Origin of the sequence: Shewanella putrefaciens (genome assembly GCF_016406305.1) — a bacterium.
Classification (GTDB): Bacteria; Pseudomonadota; Gammaproteobacteria; order Enterobacterales; family Shewanellaceae; genus Shewanella; species Shewanella putrefaciens_C.
Genome location: NZ_CP066369.1, coordinates 570,281 through 587,556 on the forward strand (window position 1 = coordinate 570,281; position 17,276 = coordinate 587,556).

The window sequence follows — 17,276 nt, forward strand, 5'->3', positions numbered from 1 at the left end:
GATATCGGCTAACTGAGATATCATGCGCCACCCTTAATTGCCCATGCCACCTATTCGCAGCTATGTCTTCCAACGCGCTTTATACCGATCTCTCCGGCTATTACGATTTAATGTGCTCCGATATCAACTACCAACAACAGAGTGCTAGCATCCATAGATTGCATCAATTTTTGGGTAATAATGGCAAACAGCACCTCGATTTAGCCTGTGGTACTGGCCCCCATGTGCGGCATTTTATCGATCTTGGTTATCAGTGTAGCGGCCTCGATATCAATCAGCCTATGCTCGATATGGCCATGCGCCGCTGCCCTGAGGCTCAGTTTGTACTGCAGGATATGACGGCCTTTTATGTAGAGCAGCCCATTGATTTAATTACCTGTTTTTTATATTCCATCCATTACAGTGCGGGCATCGAACGCCTTAAAAGCTGCATTGCGAGTGTGCACCGTGCCCTTAATGAGGGTGGATTGTTTTGCTTTAATACGGTCGATAAACACAGGATCGATAACACCGCTTCGATTAAGCATTTTGCCGAGTTTGATGGGCATCACTTCGCCTTCGAATCTGGTTGGCATTACAGTGGACAGGGGGAGGAACAGTCGCTAAATCTCAGTATTGAGAAGAGTAACCAGCCCTTCAGTCGGCTCACTGATTTAGCGCTTTATGCCGAAGATAGCCTGCGCCAAACCGAGTTATGGCAAGACCAACATGCCATGGTTGCGACTAGCTTTACTGAGCTACAGGCATTATTAGCGCCCTATTTTGATGTGCATGTTTTTGAACACGATTATGAACGAATCGTCCCGTGGGATTTAGCCTCCGGCAATGCGTTATTTGTCTGCGTGAAGATTTGACCAAAAGGGGAAGCGCTTCTTCCCCTTTTTATTATGTATGATTTTTAATTTATACATTGCATTTTAAATAGTCTGTCAAAGTTGATTTCCATAACTTTTCATTATGTTCAGTATTTAATTGTTGTTTGTGTTGCCCATGTTTAAGCATATAGTCAGGTTGATAGGTAGGCATTCCCTTATCCATAAGGTAAGAGCAAGCTTTTAATTTATTTTCCGAATCGATAAACTGAGCTAAGTGTTGCTCAAAATTTTGCTGTTCCAAAGGACTTAATGTCCAGATAGAATCTTTCATCACAATATTAACTATTCCATGGGCAGTCTTATCGCTGACTCTTAATGTATCGAAATAAGCATATGCACTCGCAGAGAAATAGTTATATATCGCTAAGTCATATTGTTGTTTATCAACACATGATTTTAGTGAGTGATATAAAACCACTGGGGTCGTTTCATTTGATATAGCGTCAGTATTTAGGCAAGAGATGGTGCTTTTGGGGCTTGCATATTCGGGAACTATGACTTTATCTTCATGTTTAACTTCACTTGGAGTGCAAGACGGAATGGGGCGTTCATTTAATACTCTAATTTCCCAATCGCTTGATATGCTCGTTCTATGTTGTGCTGAAATTTCATATCGCATGCATTCCTGTGCGACCAAAGGGTAAACCTTTGACTCTGAGCCTTTACCTCTACTCGGGCCGGTTGTTATTACATGTATCGAATGATACCCAGGTTTGATGTTTTTCTGGCGAATGTTAGACTCGAAAGATCCATCAATCGCAACTATTTCAACATCATAGTTATTAGTGTCAGAAGCTAAGCTTTGGCTACCATCAACGATGGCATATGGTGTAGATTTACAACCAGCTAGAAATAACAGAGCGATAATATAGTATTTTTTAATCATAAATTTCTAATTATGTATTAAATTGAGTTGATATTTCTGACTATTATTTAAAAATAATAGTCAGGTGGTTTTTTTAAAAGATTAATTATTTTTTAGTAGCTCATCTTTGGGCGCTATTTTAGCTGTGCCGTAGAATTTTACTGGCACTCTATTTTTATTTGAAGGTGATGGTGTAAAACTTTGTTTTGGCATTGAGTCAATTTTGGCTTGTGTCATAAAACCTTCAGGTGTTGAACTAATTAAAGTCCTTTCAACTTCTTGGCCATTTGAGTCAATAACAGTCATAACCGTCCATTCCCCTTTGCCTTGAGGTAACCATGTAGGACGTTTTTTCAACATTTTTATATTGCTACTATGAATCCAATACTGATTTAACTCATCTGGTTTAATTTCTATAACTTCTGAAGTGAACTCGGGTACTATCTCGGGAGCTGTAGCTTGGCAGCCAAATAGACTAAGGGTTAATAGGATAAAACTAACTCTTTTCATTTTATTCTTCCATGTATAAGTAACATTAAACTGTTTTCAAGTCCTATCTTGAAAAGCGAGTGGCTACACACCTCAAATCATAAAAGCCGTAGACCACAGGTGAAGTAGTTTTCCACTATTTGTTGTTTTTGTAAATGAAATGTTGGTGTCTGTTTGGCGGTATAAATCAGGCCACCCATTATAAAACAAGAACATTAGGCACTTTCGGTTAGCATTTAAGTGACTAAAAGTCACTTCGCAGCTAAAAAGCGAGCAAGGTATGGCTTCAAGGGATGATGACTGACTCAATTAACCTATTTGGCTGAAAAACGAAGATTTTTAGTAAAAAAAGCCCAACCCATTATCTTGTTGGCGGTCTTGAAAGGAACGGTCAATGAAACAGGCTTGAAATCAGCCAGCGTTGAGGTGCTGACAGCATTTAGCAAAGTGCCGTCGTCGCTTTTCTAAGTGTTCGCAGTAATCAGTCAGTTCTTGCAGCGTACCGACTGGGCCATGAAATAGCTTGCCAAACTCGGTGGTAAGCTTAAGCCAATTGTCTTGGGATATATTTAACCTAGTCAGTAACTTGGTGCTATTTTCACTGATGGCACCACGCTTGTCGTTGCGGATGAGCCGTCCTGTATCCTCAACTAACTCCAGATAATCATTGAGCTCAAACGCGATTCCATTGGGTTGGTTATCGCGTTCATTGCCGATAAAAGGCAGTAGATTGTTGGGCTGTTCACCTTTCAATGCCGCCCGAATACGCAGTTGAATACTGGTATGGTCGGATTGTTCCAGCGTACCAGCCATTTTGGCTCTGATAGGATTCAAATCAACATAGGTCATACAGGCTAAAACGGCGGCTTCATCAAGTAGAGCCTGTGATTTAAAGCGACCTTCCCAAAAACGACCTGTACAGTTATCTTCTTGATTTGCTTGTCTTGCTATCGGCTCGTTTAAGCAACGCATGAACCAACTGATATCACATAAACGGCTGCGATATATCGCTATGGAATGCTTTAATCTGTTGACCTCATAGGCCTCAACCAACTCGCCTTTAGCAAATTTTTGCGTTAATTCATCGCCTTTAAATAGCTTATGCCATTGCTCAAGCACCTCTCTGTCGCTCCAGCGGTTTGCTGTCTCTACATCAATGCGTAAAACCACATGTAGATGATTGGACATCACCGCAAAGGCCGCCACATCTATGGCAAAAGCGGCTTCGAGTTCAAACAGTAGCGACTCTACCCAAGCGCGGCGGTGGTCATAGTTTTTACCTGAGTAATCATCATCGCCACACAAAAAAGCACGTCGAACGACACGACTGCAACAGTGATAAAAAGGGGTGTCTTCAACACTAATCTGAGTTCTGCGAGGGCGCGGCATACAAACCTCCTTGTTTAATGCTTAACCAAAGCATAGTCGGAGGTTAACTACCTCGCCATTAACGATGGATGTCCATTTAGTTAATCCCAAGAGAGTTATGCATGTCCTATCTTTGTCTGTCATTGCGGCCTTACGGCCGAGGTGAATCAAAGTCGTGGGGTTTCACCCCACACCCGACCAAGGAGGACTGCTCGTCCTATCCTCCTTGGATGCTCCATGACGCCCCCAACGGAGTTGAAAGCCCCTTGGGCAATTAGTGCTCTTATGCTATCGCGTCAGACGCTCGTCCCTGATTCGACTGACGCTATCTCGGCATCCATGCCTCGATCACGCAACGAACGCTAATGCCCTGCGGCAACTCCGAGGGGAGGTGAACTTCTGTCACCGCGGTGTTGGCCTGATTTATTTACACGCTTTAAATTGATTAAAAGATTGTACTGCACTATCAAATTTACTTTTTATTTCACTTCCCATTTGGTTATTCTCGACGGCTTTAATTATGCAAGTTGCATCTTTTATGAATTTTTTTCGATATTCTTCGTTGTTGAAGTCTTCAACTCCAAACATACTAACCTCTAGGTCGTACAAGTATTTTTTTAAACCATTAAAAAGAGAGGGGACGAACTTGGCGTAAGTGTAAAATTCAAATAGAAAATCACTCCCATCAAAAGTGCTAATCATGCTCAGATCTGAATAATTTTTATTTTTTACAATTAGATTGACACAATCGTTATGTCTCAATTTAAATTGACTATTTATTGGTGGGATATTTACATCACTAAGCAAAAGATGTGCACTTAGCGATTCAATAACACTATTTAAGCTGTTAATTGATGATTCAATCATATAGATGTTAAATCCTATTCTATCCTTTAAATAGCAGAGATCTCCAGACTTTTTGTTACCACAAAAAACTATTCCCAAATGTGAGGTTATTATAATTAATTTACTTGTTAAATCATGTAAGCCAATAACCAGTGGCTCTGTTTCACTAACCTTTTCTAGCTTTGAGTTGAAATTGTTGATGTGCTGTACTAGTTTAGATGTAAATTCAGTGATGTTTAAAGCAGTGTTTAGTTTTTTGTGTAGTAAGAATTTGTTATTAAAGCTATGATTTTTATTTTCAGCCTCTACAGAATCTAAAGATTTAGTAAAATAATCTAGAATAAGTTTGTTTTCCTCTTGAATTAGTAATTTTCTCTGCACATCCCATATTTCAGATTGTTTTTTTTCTAAAGCTTCTTGTCTATTTTCTTGTTTCTCTATTAATTTTGTTTGCTTTTCAATTTGGTTGTTTTGTTTTTCAATTTGTTTTTGTTGGATAATAAATTGTTGAATACCTAATAACATTACACCAACTGTGCCAATTGCAGCTAGAAATGAGGATGCCCCACCTAGCAGTGAACCAAATGCTCCCCAGTCATCCGGCACTTCAGATATGATATTTCTATCACTCATCAATGGACTAAATTGAAAAAAGTACCACACCATTACTACAATAAAAATAGCTATACCTATAATTGCTGCATACTTTAGCCAAGACGACCATTTAATAAAGTTATTATCTTGAATATCTGTTTCTATCGGTTCCATTTAACACCTTCTATAAATAATTCGCTATCAAATTTACGGCTATTCTATTTTTATTCTCAGTGATCTACATTCATAAAGCTATAGAAATTACCTGCATCCAATACTTTATTTTCATAATCACAAATAACACTGAAGCTTAAAGAATTCACCATCCCAGAATTTAAACGAGCCACCCATCGGAAGCATTAGCTATTTTCGAATAAGCACGAAGCTAGTACCTAACGCATGTAACTTCGTTAGGGGCGGCAAGGGAGATCCAAGAGGGAATTGCTGTTGATCCCCTCTTGGTCGGGTGTGGGGTGAAGCCCCACGACTTTGATCCAAACGAAGTTTGGAAAATCTGCTTTTGCAAAGCAAACAAAAAGGCGCCTAAGCGCCTTTTCTATTTAAGTTTTTGATAAAAACCAAAATCTGATTAAACAATCAAATCATACTCTTCCCGTAGGATCTTAATAATATCTGCCTTTGGATTCGCTGGCAGCGGAATCGCCGCGCTAGTCACCTTCTCGGCAATGCCGGTGTAAGTGCGTGACACTTGCATCATGGCCTCAAGTGGCAGGTCATTATCGCGGGCGAGGGCTTCACGCTCTGGCATTCTGTCTTTGTTGAGCAGCACATCAGGGTCTGGGAAATGATTTAGCAGGAACTGGCGGAAACCTTCCTTAGAGTTTTCAAGGATCTTGCCATCGCGGTAGGCGGCGCCGTCCCAAATACGTGATGAGTCTGGGGTGCCCACTTCATCCATATAAATCAGTTTTGAATTGCCATCTTTGTCGGTCACATAACCGAACTCAAATTTAGTATCCACAAACACTTGGTCAATGTCGGCCAGTGCTTTTGAAATCACTTTAAAGCCATCTTTTAACAGCTTTTCGTACAGATCGATATCTTCTAACTTTTCAAAGCCGAAGGCTTGGTAATTGGCTTCGATATCGCTGCGGCTGATGTTCACGTCATCTTGGGCGGGCACACCCGGAATACCGGTTAAAATACCTTTGGTTGATGGGGTGATCAGCAAATCTGGTAGCTTTTGATCTTTCTCTAAGCCTTCAGGTAGTGTGATACCACAGAATACGCGCTCGCCCTTAGAGTAAGCGCGCCACATGGAGCCGGTAATGTATTGGCGGCAAATGGCTTCGACTTTAATGGGGCGGGCTTTTTGGACTATCCATACGAACGGGTGCGGGATATCCAAAATATGGCTGTCGGCTAGGCCGTTTTCGGCAAATAGCTTAAACCAATGATTAGAAATGGTATTCAATGCCGCGCCTTTACCGGGAATGCCTTTGAGGCCACCTTCACCGTGGAAGATACAGTCGAAGGCCGAGATACGGTCGCTGATCACCATGATGGCGAGCGGGGTATCTTCGGGAACGTTATAACCCTTGGTTTTGATTAAACGGCGGCTGTCGGCATCGGTTAGCCAGTAAACGCTGCGAACCTTGCCGCTGTGGACTGGGCCGTCGGTGCGGATTGGTAAATCGTTGTTTACGGCTAATACGGAATCAGCAAGACTCATGACGAGTATTCCTTAGGATAGAGAGTGTAGGGATAAGGTTTTTATAAGTGTCGGTTTGCACTAGGGCCATGCTTCGAGCGAGCGCTTTGTTTAGTACAACCTTTTTATTATTTACCAAAGGCTTACCATTTAACTGGGGAAGTCCATTGGTAGGATTTGATGTTAAATCCTGAACAGCAAAAAATTTGTTTTCGGGCGGTGTTTGAATGGTGTTTGTTGGAGATAAGGCAAGGGATGGAACAAACGCAGGGCAAGGTTGGCACCACAGTGAAAGTGGTCTGCTAAAGCGGGCTGGGCCCGTGTCATTTTGCTCGAAAATGCTAACCATTAATCCGAGAGAACCTTGTTCTAGACTGCCGCGAAAAAGTGCCGACATTCTACCGTTTTTGACGAAATTTACCATGGCTATTTGTGCGACGCAGTGGACAAAATCCTAAGGTTTATTGATGATGGCGCAATTGGCCGTTGAATAATGTCTGTGGAATTATGGCATTGGGATCATTTTATCAAGGGGTAGGTAATGGCATTTAGGATTGGCCAAAGGGCGGCACCACAGGGTAGCCATTTTTTATCTGAGCAGTTTAGTGGCTTATCCGAGAATGCGCAGGAGTGGCAGGGGATCGAGTTCGAGGATTGCGAGTTTGTCGATTGTCATTTTAGCGAGAGCACTTTCCGTAAATGCAAGTTTATCGAGTGCAGCTTTGTGCGTTGTAACTTGAGCTTAGTGAAAGTCCCTCAATGCCAGTTTAACGCCGTTGAATTTGCCGAATGTAAGTTAGTCGGTATCGACTGGACCCGCGCCGCATGGCCGCGTTTATCCTTTGCTGCGCCCTTTTCCTTTAAGCAATGCATACTCAATGACAGCTCATTTATGGGCCTGTTGCTCGATGAAATCATCATCGAAGAGTGCAAGGCCCACGATGTCGATTTTCGCGAGGGTAGTTTTAATCAAGCCAATTTCACCTACACGGATTTTAGTCATAGCCTGTTTGGACGAACTCAATTATTGGAGGCGGATTTCAGCGAGGCCTCAAATTACGATATCGATATTTTTAATAATAAAATCAAGGGCGCTAAGTTTAGCCGTGACGAAGCCATTCGGCTGCTTAACGGCTTAGATATCACGCTAGTCGATTAAGCTGTGATATGGCCTACCTCTCTTTGATAACTTTTTAGATTTTTTTTAGATCGTTTTTTATCTCAAAATTTAGGCGGGTTTATCCCCAAATGGCTCGCCAATTCTATTGATCCTATTCACGATTTTTTAGAACATTTTTAACTTTTAGTTGCCGTAGATCACACTCAACTTGCCTATGTGGTTTACCACAATATCCGCCTACCTCTTTCGGGATAACAATCTTAGTCGATAAGCAGCGGATCCAGCGGATGCCTGTATTTTGAAGATATGGCGACGCTGTTTTAATGCTTTTATAACTAAAAAAGTAATCAAATCAGTGAGCAATCCTCTGCTCGATGGCGCCAAAAGTGGCCGCTGCGGGTGGGATGAGCGTGATGGAGGTAACCATGATTGAGCTTAATAGGCGAACCTTTTTAAAGGGAGCAGGGGCGAGCGGGGCAACCTGCGCCTTAGCCAGTCTGCTGCCGGGCAGCTTAGCGGCATTAGAGAATAAGCAGCTAAAGGGCATGGGCAAGGAAATTGCCAGTATTTGCGAAATGTGTTCGACCCGTTGCCCGATTTCGGCGCGGGTGATTGAGGGCAAAAACGTCTTCATTAGTGGCAACAAGGTCGCCAAGTCCTTTGGCGGTAAAGTCTGTGCCCGTGGAGGCGCAGGCCATAGCTTACTGTACGATCCACAGCGTATCGTTAAACCCCTAAAGCGGGTCGGTGAGCGCGGCGAGGGTAAGTGGGCCGAGATCAGTTGGGATGAGGCGTATAAATTAATCGCTGAAAACCTCAATAAAATCAAAAAAGAACATGGCCCTGAGGCAGTGGCATTCTCGTCAAAATCGGGCTCACAGGAAAAGCATCTATTCCATCTAGCGACCGCCTTTGGTAGTCCCAATACCTTTACCCACGCGTCGACTTGTCCCGGTGGTTATGAAATTGCCGCTAAGGCCATTTTTGGCACTAAGTTAAAACGTGATTTAGGCAATTCAAAATACATCATTAACTTCGGCCATAACCTGTACGAAGGCATCAATATGTCCGAAACCCGCGGCATGATGGCGGCGCAAATGGACAAAGGTGCCAAGCTGGTGGTGTTCGAGCCAAGATTCTCCGTTGTGGCCGACAAGGCCGATGAATGGTATGCCATTCGTCCCGGAACCGACGTGGCCGTCGCTTTGGCGTTATGCCATGTATTGATTGAAGATAATCTTTACGACAAGGCCTTTGTCGCGCGTTATGTGGAAGGCTTCGAAGCCTTTGCCGCCGAAGTGAAAGCCTATACCCCTGAATGGGCCGAAACCATCTCCGATGTGCCTGCCAAAGACATTCGTCGTATCGCCCACGAATATGCCGCTAAAGCGCCCCATGCTGTGGTCGATTTTGGTCACAGAGCCACCTTTACCACCGAAGAGTTTGAGATGCGCCGCGCCCTTTACGCCGCCAACGTCTTGATTGGTAATATTGAGCGTAAGGGCGGGATTTATATCGGCCAGAAACCCGGTGATTACAACAAGCTTGCCGGTGAAGCGGTGGCGCCCGTATTGGCAAAACCTGGCGTGAAAGACATGCCAAAACCAGCAGCGAAACGTATCGATCAGGTGGAAGAACAGTACGCCATGATGTGGACATCGGGCGGCGTTTACCAAACTATTCTCGATGCCACATTAAGCGCTGTTCCTTACCAGTTACACGGCTGGGTGATGTCACGCACTAACCCAATGCAAACCATGACAGACCGAGCGCGCGTCGTTGAAGCCTTGAAAAAGCTCGACTTTATCGCCGTGTGTGATGTGTATATCAGCGAAACCGCCGCCTATGCGGACGTGATTTTACCTGAGTCGACTTATCTTGAACGTGATGAAGAAATCGCTGACAAGTCAGGTAAAAACCCCGCTTACTATGTGCGCCAACGGGTGGTTGAAACCTTAGGTGATACTAAGCCTTCTTGGCAGATCTTTAAGGATGTGGGTGTGGCTATGGGCCTTGGCGAGTTCTATCCATGGGAAAACATGGAAACCCTGCAAATGCTGCAGGTGAACCGCGACACTGATCTGCTGCGCCGGATCAAAGACGAAGGTTTTGTGAGCTTCGGTAAACCGCTGATGCTGCGCGAGCCTAAGATGGTCGCTGACTTTATTAAAGCCTATCCTGGCGCGCGGCCAATGGATGAGGATGGCACTTATGCCAGCGCACTGACCTTTAAAACCCCGAGTGGCAAGATTGAACTCACTTCCGCGAGAGTCGAAGCCATGGCACCGGGCCGTGGGGTGATCAAGTTCCGCGAAGTGCAGCTTAAAAAGCCGAATGAACTCTACTTTATCCAAGGCAAAGTGGCGGTGCACACCAATGGCGCCACCCACAACGTGCCTATGCTCGCGAACCTGATGTCGGATAACGCTGTGTGGGTTCACCCTGTTACTGCGGGCAAATTAGGGATCAGCAATGGCGACCCAATCCGCCTCACCAGCAGTGTTGGCACAGAAGAAGGCCATGCCTTAGTCACGCCGGGCATTCGCCAAGATTCTGTGTTTGCTTACATGGGCTTTGGTTCTAAAAACAAAGAGTTGGTCAGAGCAACGGGCAAAGGTATCCACTGCGGTAACTTACTGCCCCACGTTACTGCTCCTGTGTGTGGCATGACAGTGCACACCACGGGCGTCACGCTGGCAAAGCGCTAATCGGAGGCTTAAATGAATAAACGATATGTAATGGTGCACGACGAGAATAAGTGCATCGGCTGCCAAGCCTGTAACGTGGCGTGTCGCAGTGAAAATGGCGTACCCGAAGGCGTAACTCGTCTGCAAGTGCGTGTGGAAGGCCCCTTTGGTGAGATGCCTAATCTGCATTTCAAATATCACAGGGTATCTTGCCAGCAATGTGAAGATGCACCCTGCGTTAAGGTGTGCCCAACGGGCGCGGCCTATGTGGGTGAAGACGGCATTATCTCTATCCATGCTGAGAAGTGTGTCGGCTGTATGTACTGTGTGGCGGCGTGCCCCTATAAAGTGCGCTTTATGAACCCAGAAACCAAGGCGGCGGATAAGTGTAACTTCTGTAAGGATACGCGTTTAGCCCGGGGTGAAGAGCCTGCCTGTGTGACTGTATGCCCGACCGATGCCTTAGTGTTTGGCGATGCTAATGATCCTAAGAGTGAAGTCGCCATCATGCTCAACACTAAAATCACTTACCAAGATAAAACCCATTTGGGCACTAAACCTAGGGTATATCGCGTTCCTACCAAAAGAGGGGGGATTTGATTATGAACAATACTTGGGGCGACATGGCGCAATATGATCCTGTCACTTGGCACTGGGTCATCGCCGTTTACCTGTTTATGGCGGGGTTATCCGCGGGCAGTTTACTGATTGGCATTGGTTTGCGCTGGGCGAATAAGGAACTCAGCGCGGGAGCTGAAAGCAGCATTCTTAAGGCGGCAGCCATTATTGGGCCTGTAGCAATTAGCTTAGGTCTAGCTTGTTTAGTGTTTGACTTAACTAAACCATTCCACTTTTGGTTGATCTTAATTCACTATAACTTCCAGTCTGTGATGGCAATCGGGGTGCTGGCGCTGCTGGCGTATTCTCCCTTAGCTTTTGCGTACGCCATTATTGTGCTGCGGGATGACTTACCAAAATGGGGTTTGGTTTTCCTAACACCTATCGCTAAGTTACTTATGCCATTTCGAAAGCTGATTGAAGTATTGTTGTTTGTCCTCGCCATTGGCGTAGGGGCTTACACTGGCTTCTTAATTTCGGCGATGAATGCCTATCCTATGCTCAACACTGCGGTACTGCCTGCGCTGTTTTTAGTGTCAGGTCTATCGGCGGGCGCTGCGGCAAATGCGGTACTGGCGTTGCTGATGTTTAAGACTGACAGCCACGATAAAACTTTAGTGAAGATGCACGGTTTAGAATTGCCTGTGATGGCGATTGAAATCCTGTTCCTGTTCATGTTGTTCTGCGCCTTGTACTTCAAGGGCGGCGCGGCGGCTGCGGCGCTGGCATCGTTAACCTCTGGACTATGGGCAAGCGTGTTCTGGATAGGCGTTGTCGGTATCGGCTTTGGTGTTCCACTGCTGTTTATGCTGCTACCTGCTTCGGCTCGCCACACTAAGGGCGCGATGATCATGGTGGCCTGCGCGAGCTTAACGGGCGTACTCGCCTTAAGACACTTTATTGTGTACGCAGGGCAAAGCTATTTAAGCTAGTCAACTGATTGATAAAGTAAAAAGCACCAATGTTATTGGTGCTTTTTTATTGGGCTTGTGATTACAGTGCTTGTGATTATTGGGCTTGTGATTACTGGGGCAATAGCTCGATAACCGACTTTATCGTTAACACTAACGCGCTTATCGTACATAGCACTAAGGTCGCCATTTTGGTTTTATGCTTATCGACTCTGCCAACCAGTTTCCCCGCCACCAGATAACCAAGGAGCACCGAGGGTAATAACAGCAGGGATAACCATAAATGTTTGATTTCGAGCAGGCCAGTCACGGCGAGAATCGCTATGGCTATAGTGGAGCTAAAAATAAAAAATGCCGACAGTGCCGCGCGAAATTGTGAGGCATCTTTACCCGATAATAAAATTGCCATCGGCGGGCCACCAATCGCGGCAATATTACCGAAAATCCCCGAAATCACCCCCGCTCCGAAGAGGGTTTTCTTATTTACTGGCAGGCTGAATTTATACAGGCTAAGGATAACCGCGGCCGCCACAATGGCGGCAATCGCAAGGCCAAGGATAGCTTGAGGCGCAAACAGCAACAGGCTCGCGCCGATAAAACCGCCGGGCACTCTGCCTAGGAGCGCATATTGCAAGCCATTGAATTCTAAATGGCCGCGCTCACGTAATAGGGTGAGTAGCGCGATGGAAAATCCCATCACAATTACGGGGGCGGGCACTAATTGGGGATCGACAATATAGAGTAAAGGGCTGGCAACCACGGCAAGGCCAAAGCCAATCAGACTCTGGGTGAGGGCCCCTAAAAACACAATCACAGACGCGATGGCAAGCGTTTGTGGATCTATCAAGGAAAACATAGGATTCCATCAAAACAAAATAGGGATCGTTACATTAGCCCACCACACTGGATGAGCATTAACGATCCCTAATAATTAGTTACAGCAGGATTATGGACGCCTGAGCGTTATTCCATGTCTTCCCACTCTATCCCCATTTCGTCCATCAGGCGTTTAGCTTCTGCTGGAATACTGTCGGGGCAGTCCTTTGAGAGGTCGGCATCATCAGGCAAAGGCTGGCCTGTATAGGCATGCAAGAATGCCTCACACAACAGCTCGCTGTTGGTGGCGTGACGCAAATTATTGACCTGACGACGAGTACGTTCGTCCGTGAGGACCTTAAGCACCTTGAGCGGAATAGACACAGTAATTTTTTTTACTTGTTCATTCTTCTTGCCATGTTCAGCATAGGGGCTAATGTATTCCCCATTCCATTCAGTCATTGACTCACCTGTTATAACGCTAAATTCGGGGCAGATTTTAAACCCTTACAAACAACAGTCAAATTATTGCTACTATTTCTTGGGGATTGCAAACAGATTTCTTTATGTTTAGACGTCTAAACGTCTTAACGCCTATTGACGATAGGGACGGGCTTAGGTACATTTAGACGTCCAGACATCTCTACTGGTCTACCGAATTTAGGAGTTCACCTATGACAGAGCGTCAATTAGCCACACTGGCCGTGCGTCAGGGGATCGAGAGCGATACCCAATATGGTGCCGTTGTGCCACCGATTTATTTGTCGACTAATTACGCCTTCGATGGTCATAAAAATCCCCGTGAGTTTGATTACAGCCGTTCAGGTAACCCAACGCGCTGCATTTTAGGCGAAGCACTGGCCAAGTTAGAGCAAGGTGCCACCGCCGTGGTGACCTGCACGGGCATGGCGGCTATCACCTTAGTGACTACCTTGCTCGGCCCAGATGATCTCTTGGTTGTGCCCCATGATTGCTACGGCGGTTCCTACCGTTTATTCACCAACCTCGCGAAAAAAGGCCAATTTAAATTGCTGGTGGTCGATCAAACCGATAGCCAAGCGTTAGCCGCCGCTATTGCGCAGAATCCTAAGATGGTGTGGCTCGAAACCCCGTCTAACCCGCTATTGCGAGTGGTGGATATTGAGGCTATCGCTAAGGCGAGCCATAGTGTCGGCGCGCTGGTGGTGGTCGATAACACTTTTTTATCGCCGATATTGCAACAACCCCTATTGTTAGGTGCAGATATCGTTATCCATTCCACCACTAAATATATTAATGGTCACAGCGATGTGGTCGGCGGCGCTGTGGTTGCTAAAGATGCACAAATCGGCGAAAGCTTACATTGGTGGTCGAACACTCTAGGCTTAACGGGGTCGGCCTTCGACAGTTATCTGACCCTGCGCGGCCTACGTACGCTAGCGGTGCGCATTCGCGAGCATCAAGCCAATGCCCAGCGCATTCTTGAGGTGTTAACCCAAAGCCGCCAAGTGAGCAAAGTCTACTACCCTGGGCTTGCGGATCACCCAGGGCACACCATTGCCGCCAAACAGCAGAAGGGCTTTGGCGCTATGCTAAGTTTTGAGCTTAAGGGCGGCGAGGCCGAGGTTGTGGCCTTTTTAGCGGCACTGAGATTATTTAGCGTAGCCGAGAGTTTAGGTGGCGTCGAAAGTTTAGTGGCCGTGCCCGCCACTATGACCCACAGGGCGATGGAGCCGCAGGCGCGCAGTGAGGCGGGCATAAAAGATACCCTGTTACGTTTGTCGGTTGGTATTGAAGATGCCGACGACTTAGTTGCAGATATTCAAGCCGGATTAGCCGCCGCAGCGGCTTGTCAGTAGAGGATTACCAGATGGCACGTTGTCATTTACATAAATTTGGTGGCTCCAGTTTAGCGGATGCCGATTGTTATCGCCGAGTCGCCCATATCCTGTTAACCCACGGTCATAGTGATGATCTCGTGGTGGTTTCTGCGGCGGGTAAGAGCACCAATTTCCTGTATAAATTATTAGCGCTGCGTGATGCTTGCGAACTTTGGCAGGAAGAATTGCAAGTGCTGATCAGTTACCAGCAGGGCTTGATTGAGCAGTTATTGTCGAACGAACAGGCCCGGGATCTGCGTGAGCGTTTGGCCACAGATAAAGCGCAGCTCATCAGTTTATTGTCCTTAGACGAGCGTAATGATTACCAAGTTAACCAGGTGGTGAGCTTTGGCGAGCGTTGGTCGGCACGTTTAATGGCGGCGCTGCTGCGTGAATCTGGCGTGGCGGCAAGCCATGTGGATGCCTGTTCAATTTTAGTGGCCGATGAAGCCGCTGTGCCGCAAATTCGGGTGCAGGAATCCCGCGCTAAGGTGCAAGCCCTATTGGCCGCCCATCCCAATGAACGCTTAGTGATCACTGGTTTTATCTGCGCTAACGAGCGTGGCGATACCTTGTTACTCGGTCGTAATGGTTCAGATTTTAGCGCCAGCTTAATTGCTAGCCTCGCCGATATCGAGCGCGTGACCATTTGGACCGATGTGGAAGGGGTGTTCAATGCCGATCCGAATAAGATCAACGATGCTAAATTACTGAAAAGCATGTCACTTGCCGAAGCCGATCGCCTAGCGCGTTTAGGCTCGCCAGTATTGCATTCGCGCACTTTGCAGCCGTTATTCAATACCGAAGTGAGCTTAGCGGTGCGTTCAAGTTATGCGTCTCACACCGACTTTACCTTAATCGCGCCCCACAGTTCGTCGGCGAGTGCGCCCGTGGTGACTAACCTCAATGCGGTCGTCCTGTTTGGCTTTAAACTCACGGGTGAGTTAAGCCGTTTATTAGATCTATTGATCGCCGCGGGTTTAACGCCATTGGCCCACTGGGTATCGGCTCACCAAAGGGTTGAGCTTGCCTATACCGCTGAAAATCAAAAACAAGTTCAAAGATTGCTCGATGCCGAGGCTGAAGAGCTAGGCATAAGCGATCAGCAGATTAATACCGATCTCGGCCTAGTCGCGTTAGTCAGCGCCGATGCCGAACACTACCGTCGCGGTTTTGCCCGTTTACTGAGCCGCGATGCTAAACCTTTGTTTAGTGGCGATTTAAGTTTAGTAACGCTAGTGCCCCAGTCGCAGGTGAATCTGTTAACCCAAAAGGTGCACCGCCGCTGCGCGGGTCCGCGTAAACGCATTGGCGTCCTGCTGCTCGGTGTGGGCAATATTGGTGAGGCTTGGGTCAATCTGTTTAAGTCGGTATCGCCCTCCCTTGATCATGAATTGGAGGCTAAGGTTGAGTTAGTGGGGTTAGTTAGCTCGAGCAAGGCGTTGATCAAATCCGCCGGCATTAATTTAGCCAATTGGCAGGCTGAGTTCGATACGCAAGCAACCCCTTGGCAATATGAACATTTATTCGAGAAATTAGAACAAGTTAACTGTGATGAGCTGGTGGCCTTAGATATCAGTGCCAGCGCCAGTTTAACCCTGCAATACCCTGAACTATTCGAGCGCGGCATCCATGTGGTGAGCGCGAATAAACTCGCAGGCTCGGGGCCACTGCCTTTCTACCGTGAGTTAAAACAGCAACTGGGTAATCGTCGTTTATTTTGGCGTTACAATGCTAGCTGCGGCGCGGGTTTGCCTATCCAACATGCGCTAAATGATTTGCGTAACAGCGGTGATAGCGTTGAAGCCGTCGGCGGGATTTTCTCCGGCACCCTGTGCTGGTTATTTGAGAAATACGATACTAGCAAGCCCTTCTCCGAATTAGTGATTGAAGCCAGAGGCTTAGGTATTACTGAACCCGATCCCCGCGACGATCTTTCTGGTCGCGATATGCAGCGCAAGTTGTTGATTCTGGCCCGCGAGATCGGTCTAGAAATTGAGCTTGAAGATATTGAGCTGCGCTCATTAGTGCCTGCTCACTTAGCGGATATTCCTCTGGAGCAATTCCTTGGGCGGATCGCTGAATTAGACGATGAATTACAGCAGCAATATGGTGCGGCGGCGGAGCAAAATAAGGTGCTGAGATATGTCGCCTCCTTGGATAATAGCGGCGCAGTCCTTAAAGCCGAGGTGGGTTTGCAGTGGATTGATATCGATCATCCCTATGCTAATTTAACCCCGGGGGATAACGTGTTTGTGATCCGCTCTGCCTTCTATCAAGGTAACCCTTTGATTATCCGTGGTCCGGGTGCAGGACGCGAAGTGACAGCGGCGGCGGTGCAGTCGGATCTGACTCAGATCTGCCGCGATCTATTACAAGAATAGATTTAAATTCAAAAGCTTAAAGGACTCATTCGAGTCCTTTTTTATTGTCTAGAATAAATAGACTCATCTATGGGGCAGAAATTACCCAAAATGGGGATTTTTTGGCTTGACTTACACCTCAGTTTCTCTAGTATATGGACATATAGACGTCCAAACGTCCATTTGATTAGAA

14 protein-coding genes are annotated in these 17,276 nt (G+C 46.3%); 7 read left to right on the forward strand and 7 right to left on the reverse strand.

All coding sequences use genetic code 11. The features are described 5' to 3' along the window. Positions 1–62 precede the first annotated feature (62 nt). The gene (locus JFT56_RS02525; protein ID WP_198782155.1) at positions 63–854 is read left to right on the forward strand and encodes a class I SAM-dependent DNA methyltransferase; all 792 of its coding nucleotides are present in this window, start codon (positions 63–65) and stop codon (positions 852–854) included. Positions 855–903: 49 nt separating this feature from the next. Here the strand turns inward: JFT56_RS02525 and JFT56_RS02530 are convergent, their stop codons facing one another. The 5 genes from JFT56_RS02530 to JFT56_RS02550 all read right to left on the reverse strand — a co-directional run bounded on the left by JFT56_RS02530 (position 904) and on the right by JFT56_RS02550 (position 6,730). Further along, complete coding sequence (locus JFT56_RS02530; protein ID WP_198782156.1) at positions 904–1,761, reverse strand: hypothetical protein; 858 nt, start codon at positions 1,759–1,761, stop codon at positions 904–906. Positions 1,762–1,842: 81 nt separating this feature from the next. Continuing rightward, positions 1,843–2,250, reverse strand: a complete 408-nt coding sequence (locus tag JFT56_RS02535) for a hypothetical protein (protein ID WP_198782157.1) — start codon at positions 2,248–2,250, stop codon at positions 1,843–1,845. Between the two features lie 390 nt (positions 2,251–2,640). After that, positions 2,641–3,618: a transposase gene (locus JFT56_RS02540; RefSeq protein ID WP_198782158.1), complete on the reverse strand. Its 978-nt coding sequence runs from the start codon at positions 3,616–3,618 to the stop codon at positions 2,641–2,643. 402 nt (positions 3,619–4,020) lie between these two features. Further along, entirely contained in the window at positions 4,021–5,211 is a 1,191-nt protein-coding gene (locus tag JFT56_RS02545; RefSeq protein ID WP_198782159.1) for a hypothetical protein, read from the reverse strand. Positions 5,212–5,626: 415 nt separating this feature from the next. Continuing rightward, positions 5,627–6,730, reverse strand: a complete 1,104-nt coding sequence (locus tag JFT56_RS02550; protein WP_198782160.1) for a phosphoribosylaminoimidazolesuccinocarboxamide synthase — start codon at positions 6,728–6,730, stop codon at positions 5,627–5,629. A 520-nt stretch (positions 6,731–7,250) separates the two neighbouring features. Between JFT56_RS02550 and JFT56_RS02555 the strand changes: the two genes are divergently transcribed. The 4 genes from JFT56_RS02555 (at position 7,251) to nrfD (ending at position 12,066) form a co-directional block, all read left to right on the forward strand. Next, a complete protein-coding gene (locus JFT56_RS02555; protein ID WP_198782161.1) occupies positions 7,251–7,868 on the forward strand; it encodes a pentapeptide repeat-containing protein in 618 nt (205 codons plus the stop codon). A gap of 386 nt (positions 7,869–8,254) precedes the next feature. Then, the gene (gene phsA, locus JFT56_RS02560) at positions 8,255–10,537 is read left to right on the forward strand and encodes a thiosulfate reductase PhsA (RefSeq protein WP_198782162.1); all 2,283 of its coding nucleotides are present in this window, start codon (positions 8,255–8,257) and stop codon (positions 10,535–10,537) included. 12 nt (positions 10,538–10,549) lie between these two features. Then, on the forward strand, positions 10,550–11,116 hold the full coding sequence (locus JFT56_RS02565) for a 4Fe-4S dicluster domain-containing protein (protein ID WP_198782163.1): 567 nt from the start codon (positions 10,550–10,552) through the stop codon (positions 11,114–11,116). A gap of 2 nt (positions 11,117–11,118) precedes the next feature. Further along, complete coding sequence (nrfD, locus tag JFT56_RS02570; RefSeq protein WP_198782164.1) at positions 11,119–12,066, forward strand: NrfD/PsrC family molybdoenzyme membrane anchor subunit; 948 nt, start codon at positions 11,119–11,121, stop codon at positions 12,064–12,066. A 91-nt stretch (positions 12,067–12,157) separates the two neighbouring features. Here the strand turns inward: nrfD and JFT56_RS02575 are convergent, their stop codons facing one another. Further along, complete coding sequence (locus JFT56_RS02575) at positions 12,158–12,901, reverse strand: sulfite exporter TauE/SafE family protein (RefSeq protein WP_198782165.1); 744 nt, start codon at positions 12,899–12,901, stop codon at positions 12,158–12,160. A gap of 107 nt (positions 12,902–13,008) precedes the next feature. Continuing rightward, positions 13,009–13,323 (reverse strand): met regulon transcriptional regulator MetJ, encoded by a 315-nt coding sequence (metJ, locus tag JFT56_RS02580; protein WP_198782166.1) that lies wholly within the window; start codon positions 13,321–13,323, stop codon positions 13,009–13,011. 212 nt (positions 13,324–13,535) lie between these two features. Here metJ and metB point away from each other — a divergent pair, with 212 nt between their 5' ends. Continuing rightward, on the forward strand, positions 13,536–14,699 hold the full coding sequence (gene metB, locus JFT56_RS02585; protein WP_198782167.1) for a cystathionine gamma-synthase: 1,164 nt from the start codon (positions 13,536–13,538) through the stop codon (positions 14,697–14,699). An 11-nt stretch (positions 14,700–14,710) separates the two neighbouring features. Further along, a complete protein-coding gene (locus tag JFT56_RS02590; RefSeq protein WP_198782168.1) occupies positions 14,711–17,104 on the forward strand; it encodes a bifunctional aspartate kinase/homoserine dehydrogenase II in 2,394 nt (797 codons plus the stop codon). Positions 17,105–17,276: the final 172 nt, after the last annotated feature.

Bases quoted from the DNA above. Each gene is read 5' to 3' on its own strand.
- JFT56_RS02525 (WP_198782155.1), top strand. From the start codon at position 63: ATGTCTTCCAACGCGCTTTATACCGATCTCTCCGGCTATTACGATTTA.
- JFT56_RS02530 (WP_198782156.1), bottom strand. From the start codon at position 1,761: ATGATTAAAAAATACTATATTATCGCTCTGTTATTTCTAGCTGGTTGT.
- JFT56_RS02535 (WP_198782157.1), bottom strand. From the start codon at position 2,250: ATGAAAAGAGTTAGTTTTATCCTATTAACCCTTAGTCTATTTGGCTGC.
- JFT56_RS02540 (WP_198782158.1), bottom strand. From the start codon at position 3,618: ATGCCGCGCCCTCGCAGAACTCAGATTAGTGTTGAAGACACCCCTTTT.
- JFT56_RS02545 (WP_198782159.1), bottom strand. From the start codon at position 5,211: ATGGAACCGATAGAAACAGATATTCAAGATAATAACTTTATTAAATGG.
- JFT56_RS02550 (WP_198782160.1), bottom strand. From the start codon at position 6,730: ATGAGTCTTGCTGATTCCGTATTAGCCGTAAACAACGATTTACCAATC.
- JFT56_RS02555 (WP_198782161.1), top strand. From the start codon at position 7,251: ATGGCATTTAGGATTGGCCAAAGGGCGGCACCACAGGGTAGCCATTTT.
- phsA (WP_198782162.1), top strand. From the start codon at position 8,255: ATGATTGAGCTTAATAGGCGAACCTTTTTAAAGGGAGCAGGGGCGAGC.
- JFT56_RS02565 (WP_198782163.1), top strand. From the start codon at position 10,550: ATGAATAAACGATATGTAATGGTGCACGACGAGAATAAGTGCATCGGC.
- nrfD (WP_198782164.1), top strand. From the start codon at position 11,119: ATGAACAATACTTGGGGCGACATGGCGCAATATGATCCTGTCACTTGG.
- JFT56_RS02575 (WP_198782165.1), bottom strand. From the start codon at position 12,901: ATGTTTTCCTTGATAGATCCACAAACGCTTGCCATCGCGTCTGTGATT.
- metJ (WP_198782166.1), bottom strand. From the start codon at position 13,323: ATGACTGAATGGAATGGGGAATACATTAGCCCCTATGCTGAACATGGC.
- metB (WP_198782167.1), top strand. From the start codon at position 13,536: ATGACAGAGCGTCAATTAGCCACACTGGCCGTGCGTCAGGGGATCGAG.
- JFT56_RS02590 (WP_198782168.1), top strand. From the start codon at position 14,711: ATGGCACGTTGTCATTTACATAAATTTGGTGGCTCCAGTTTAGCGGAT.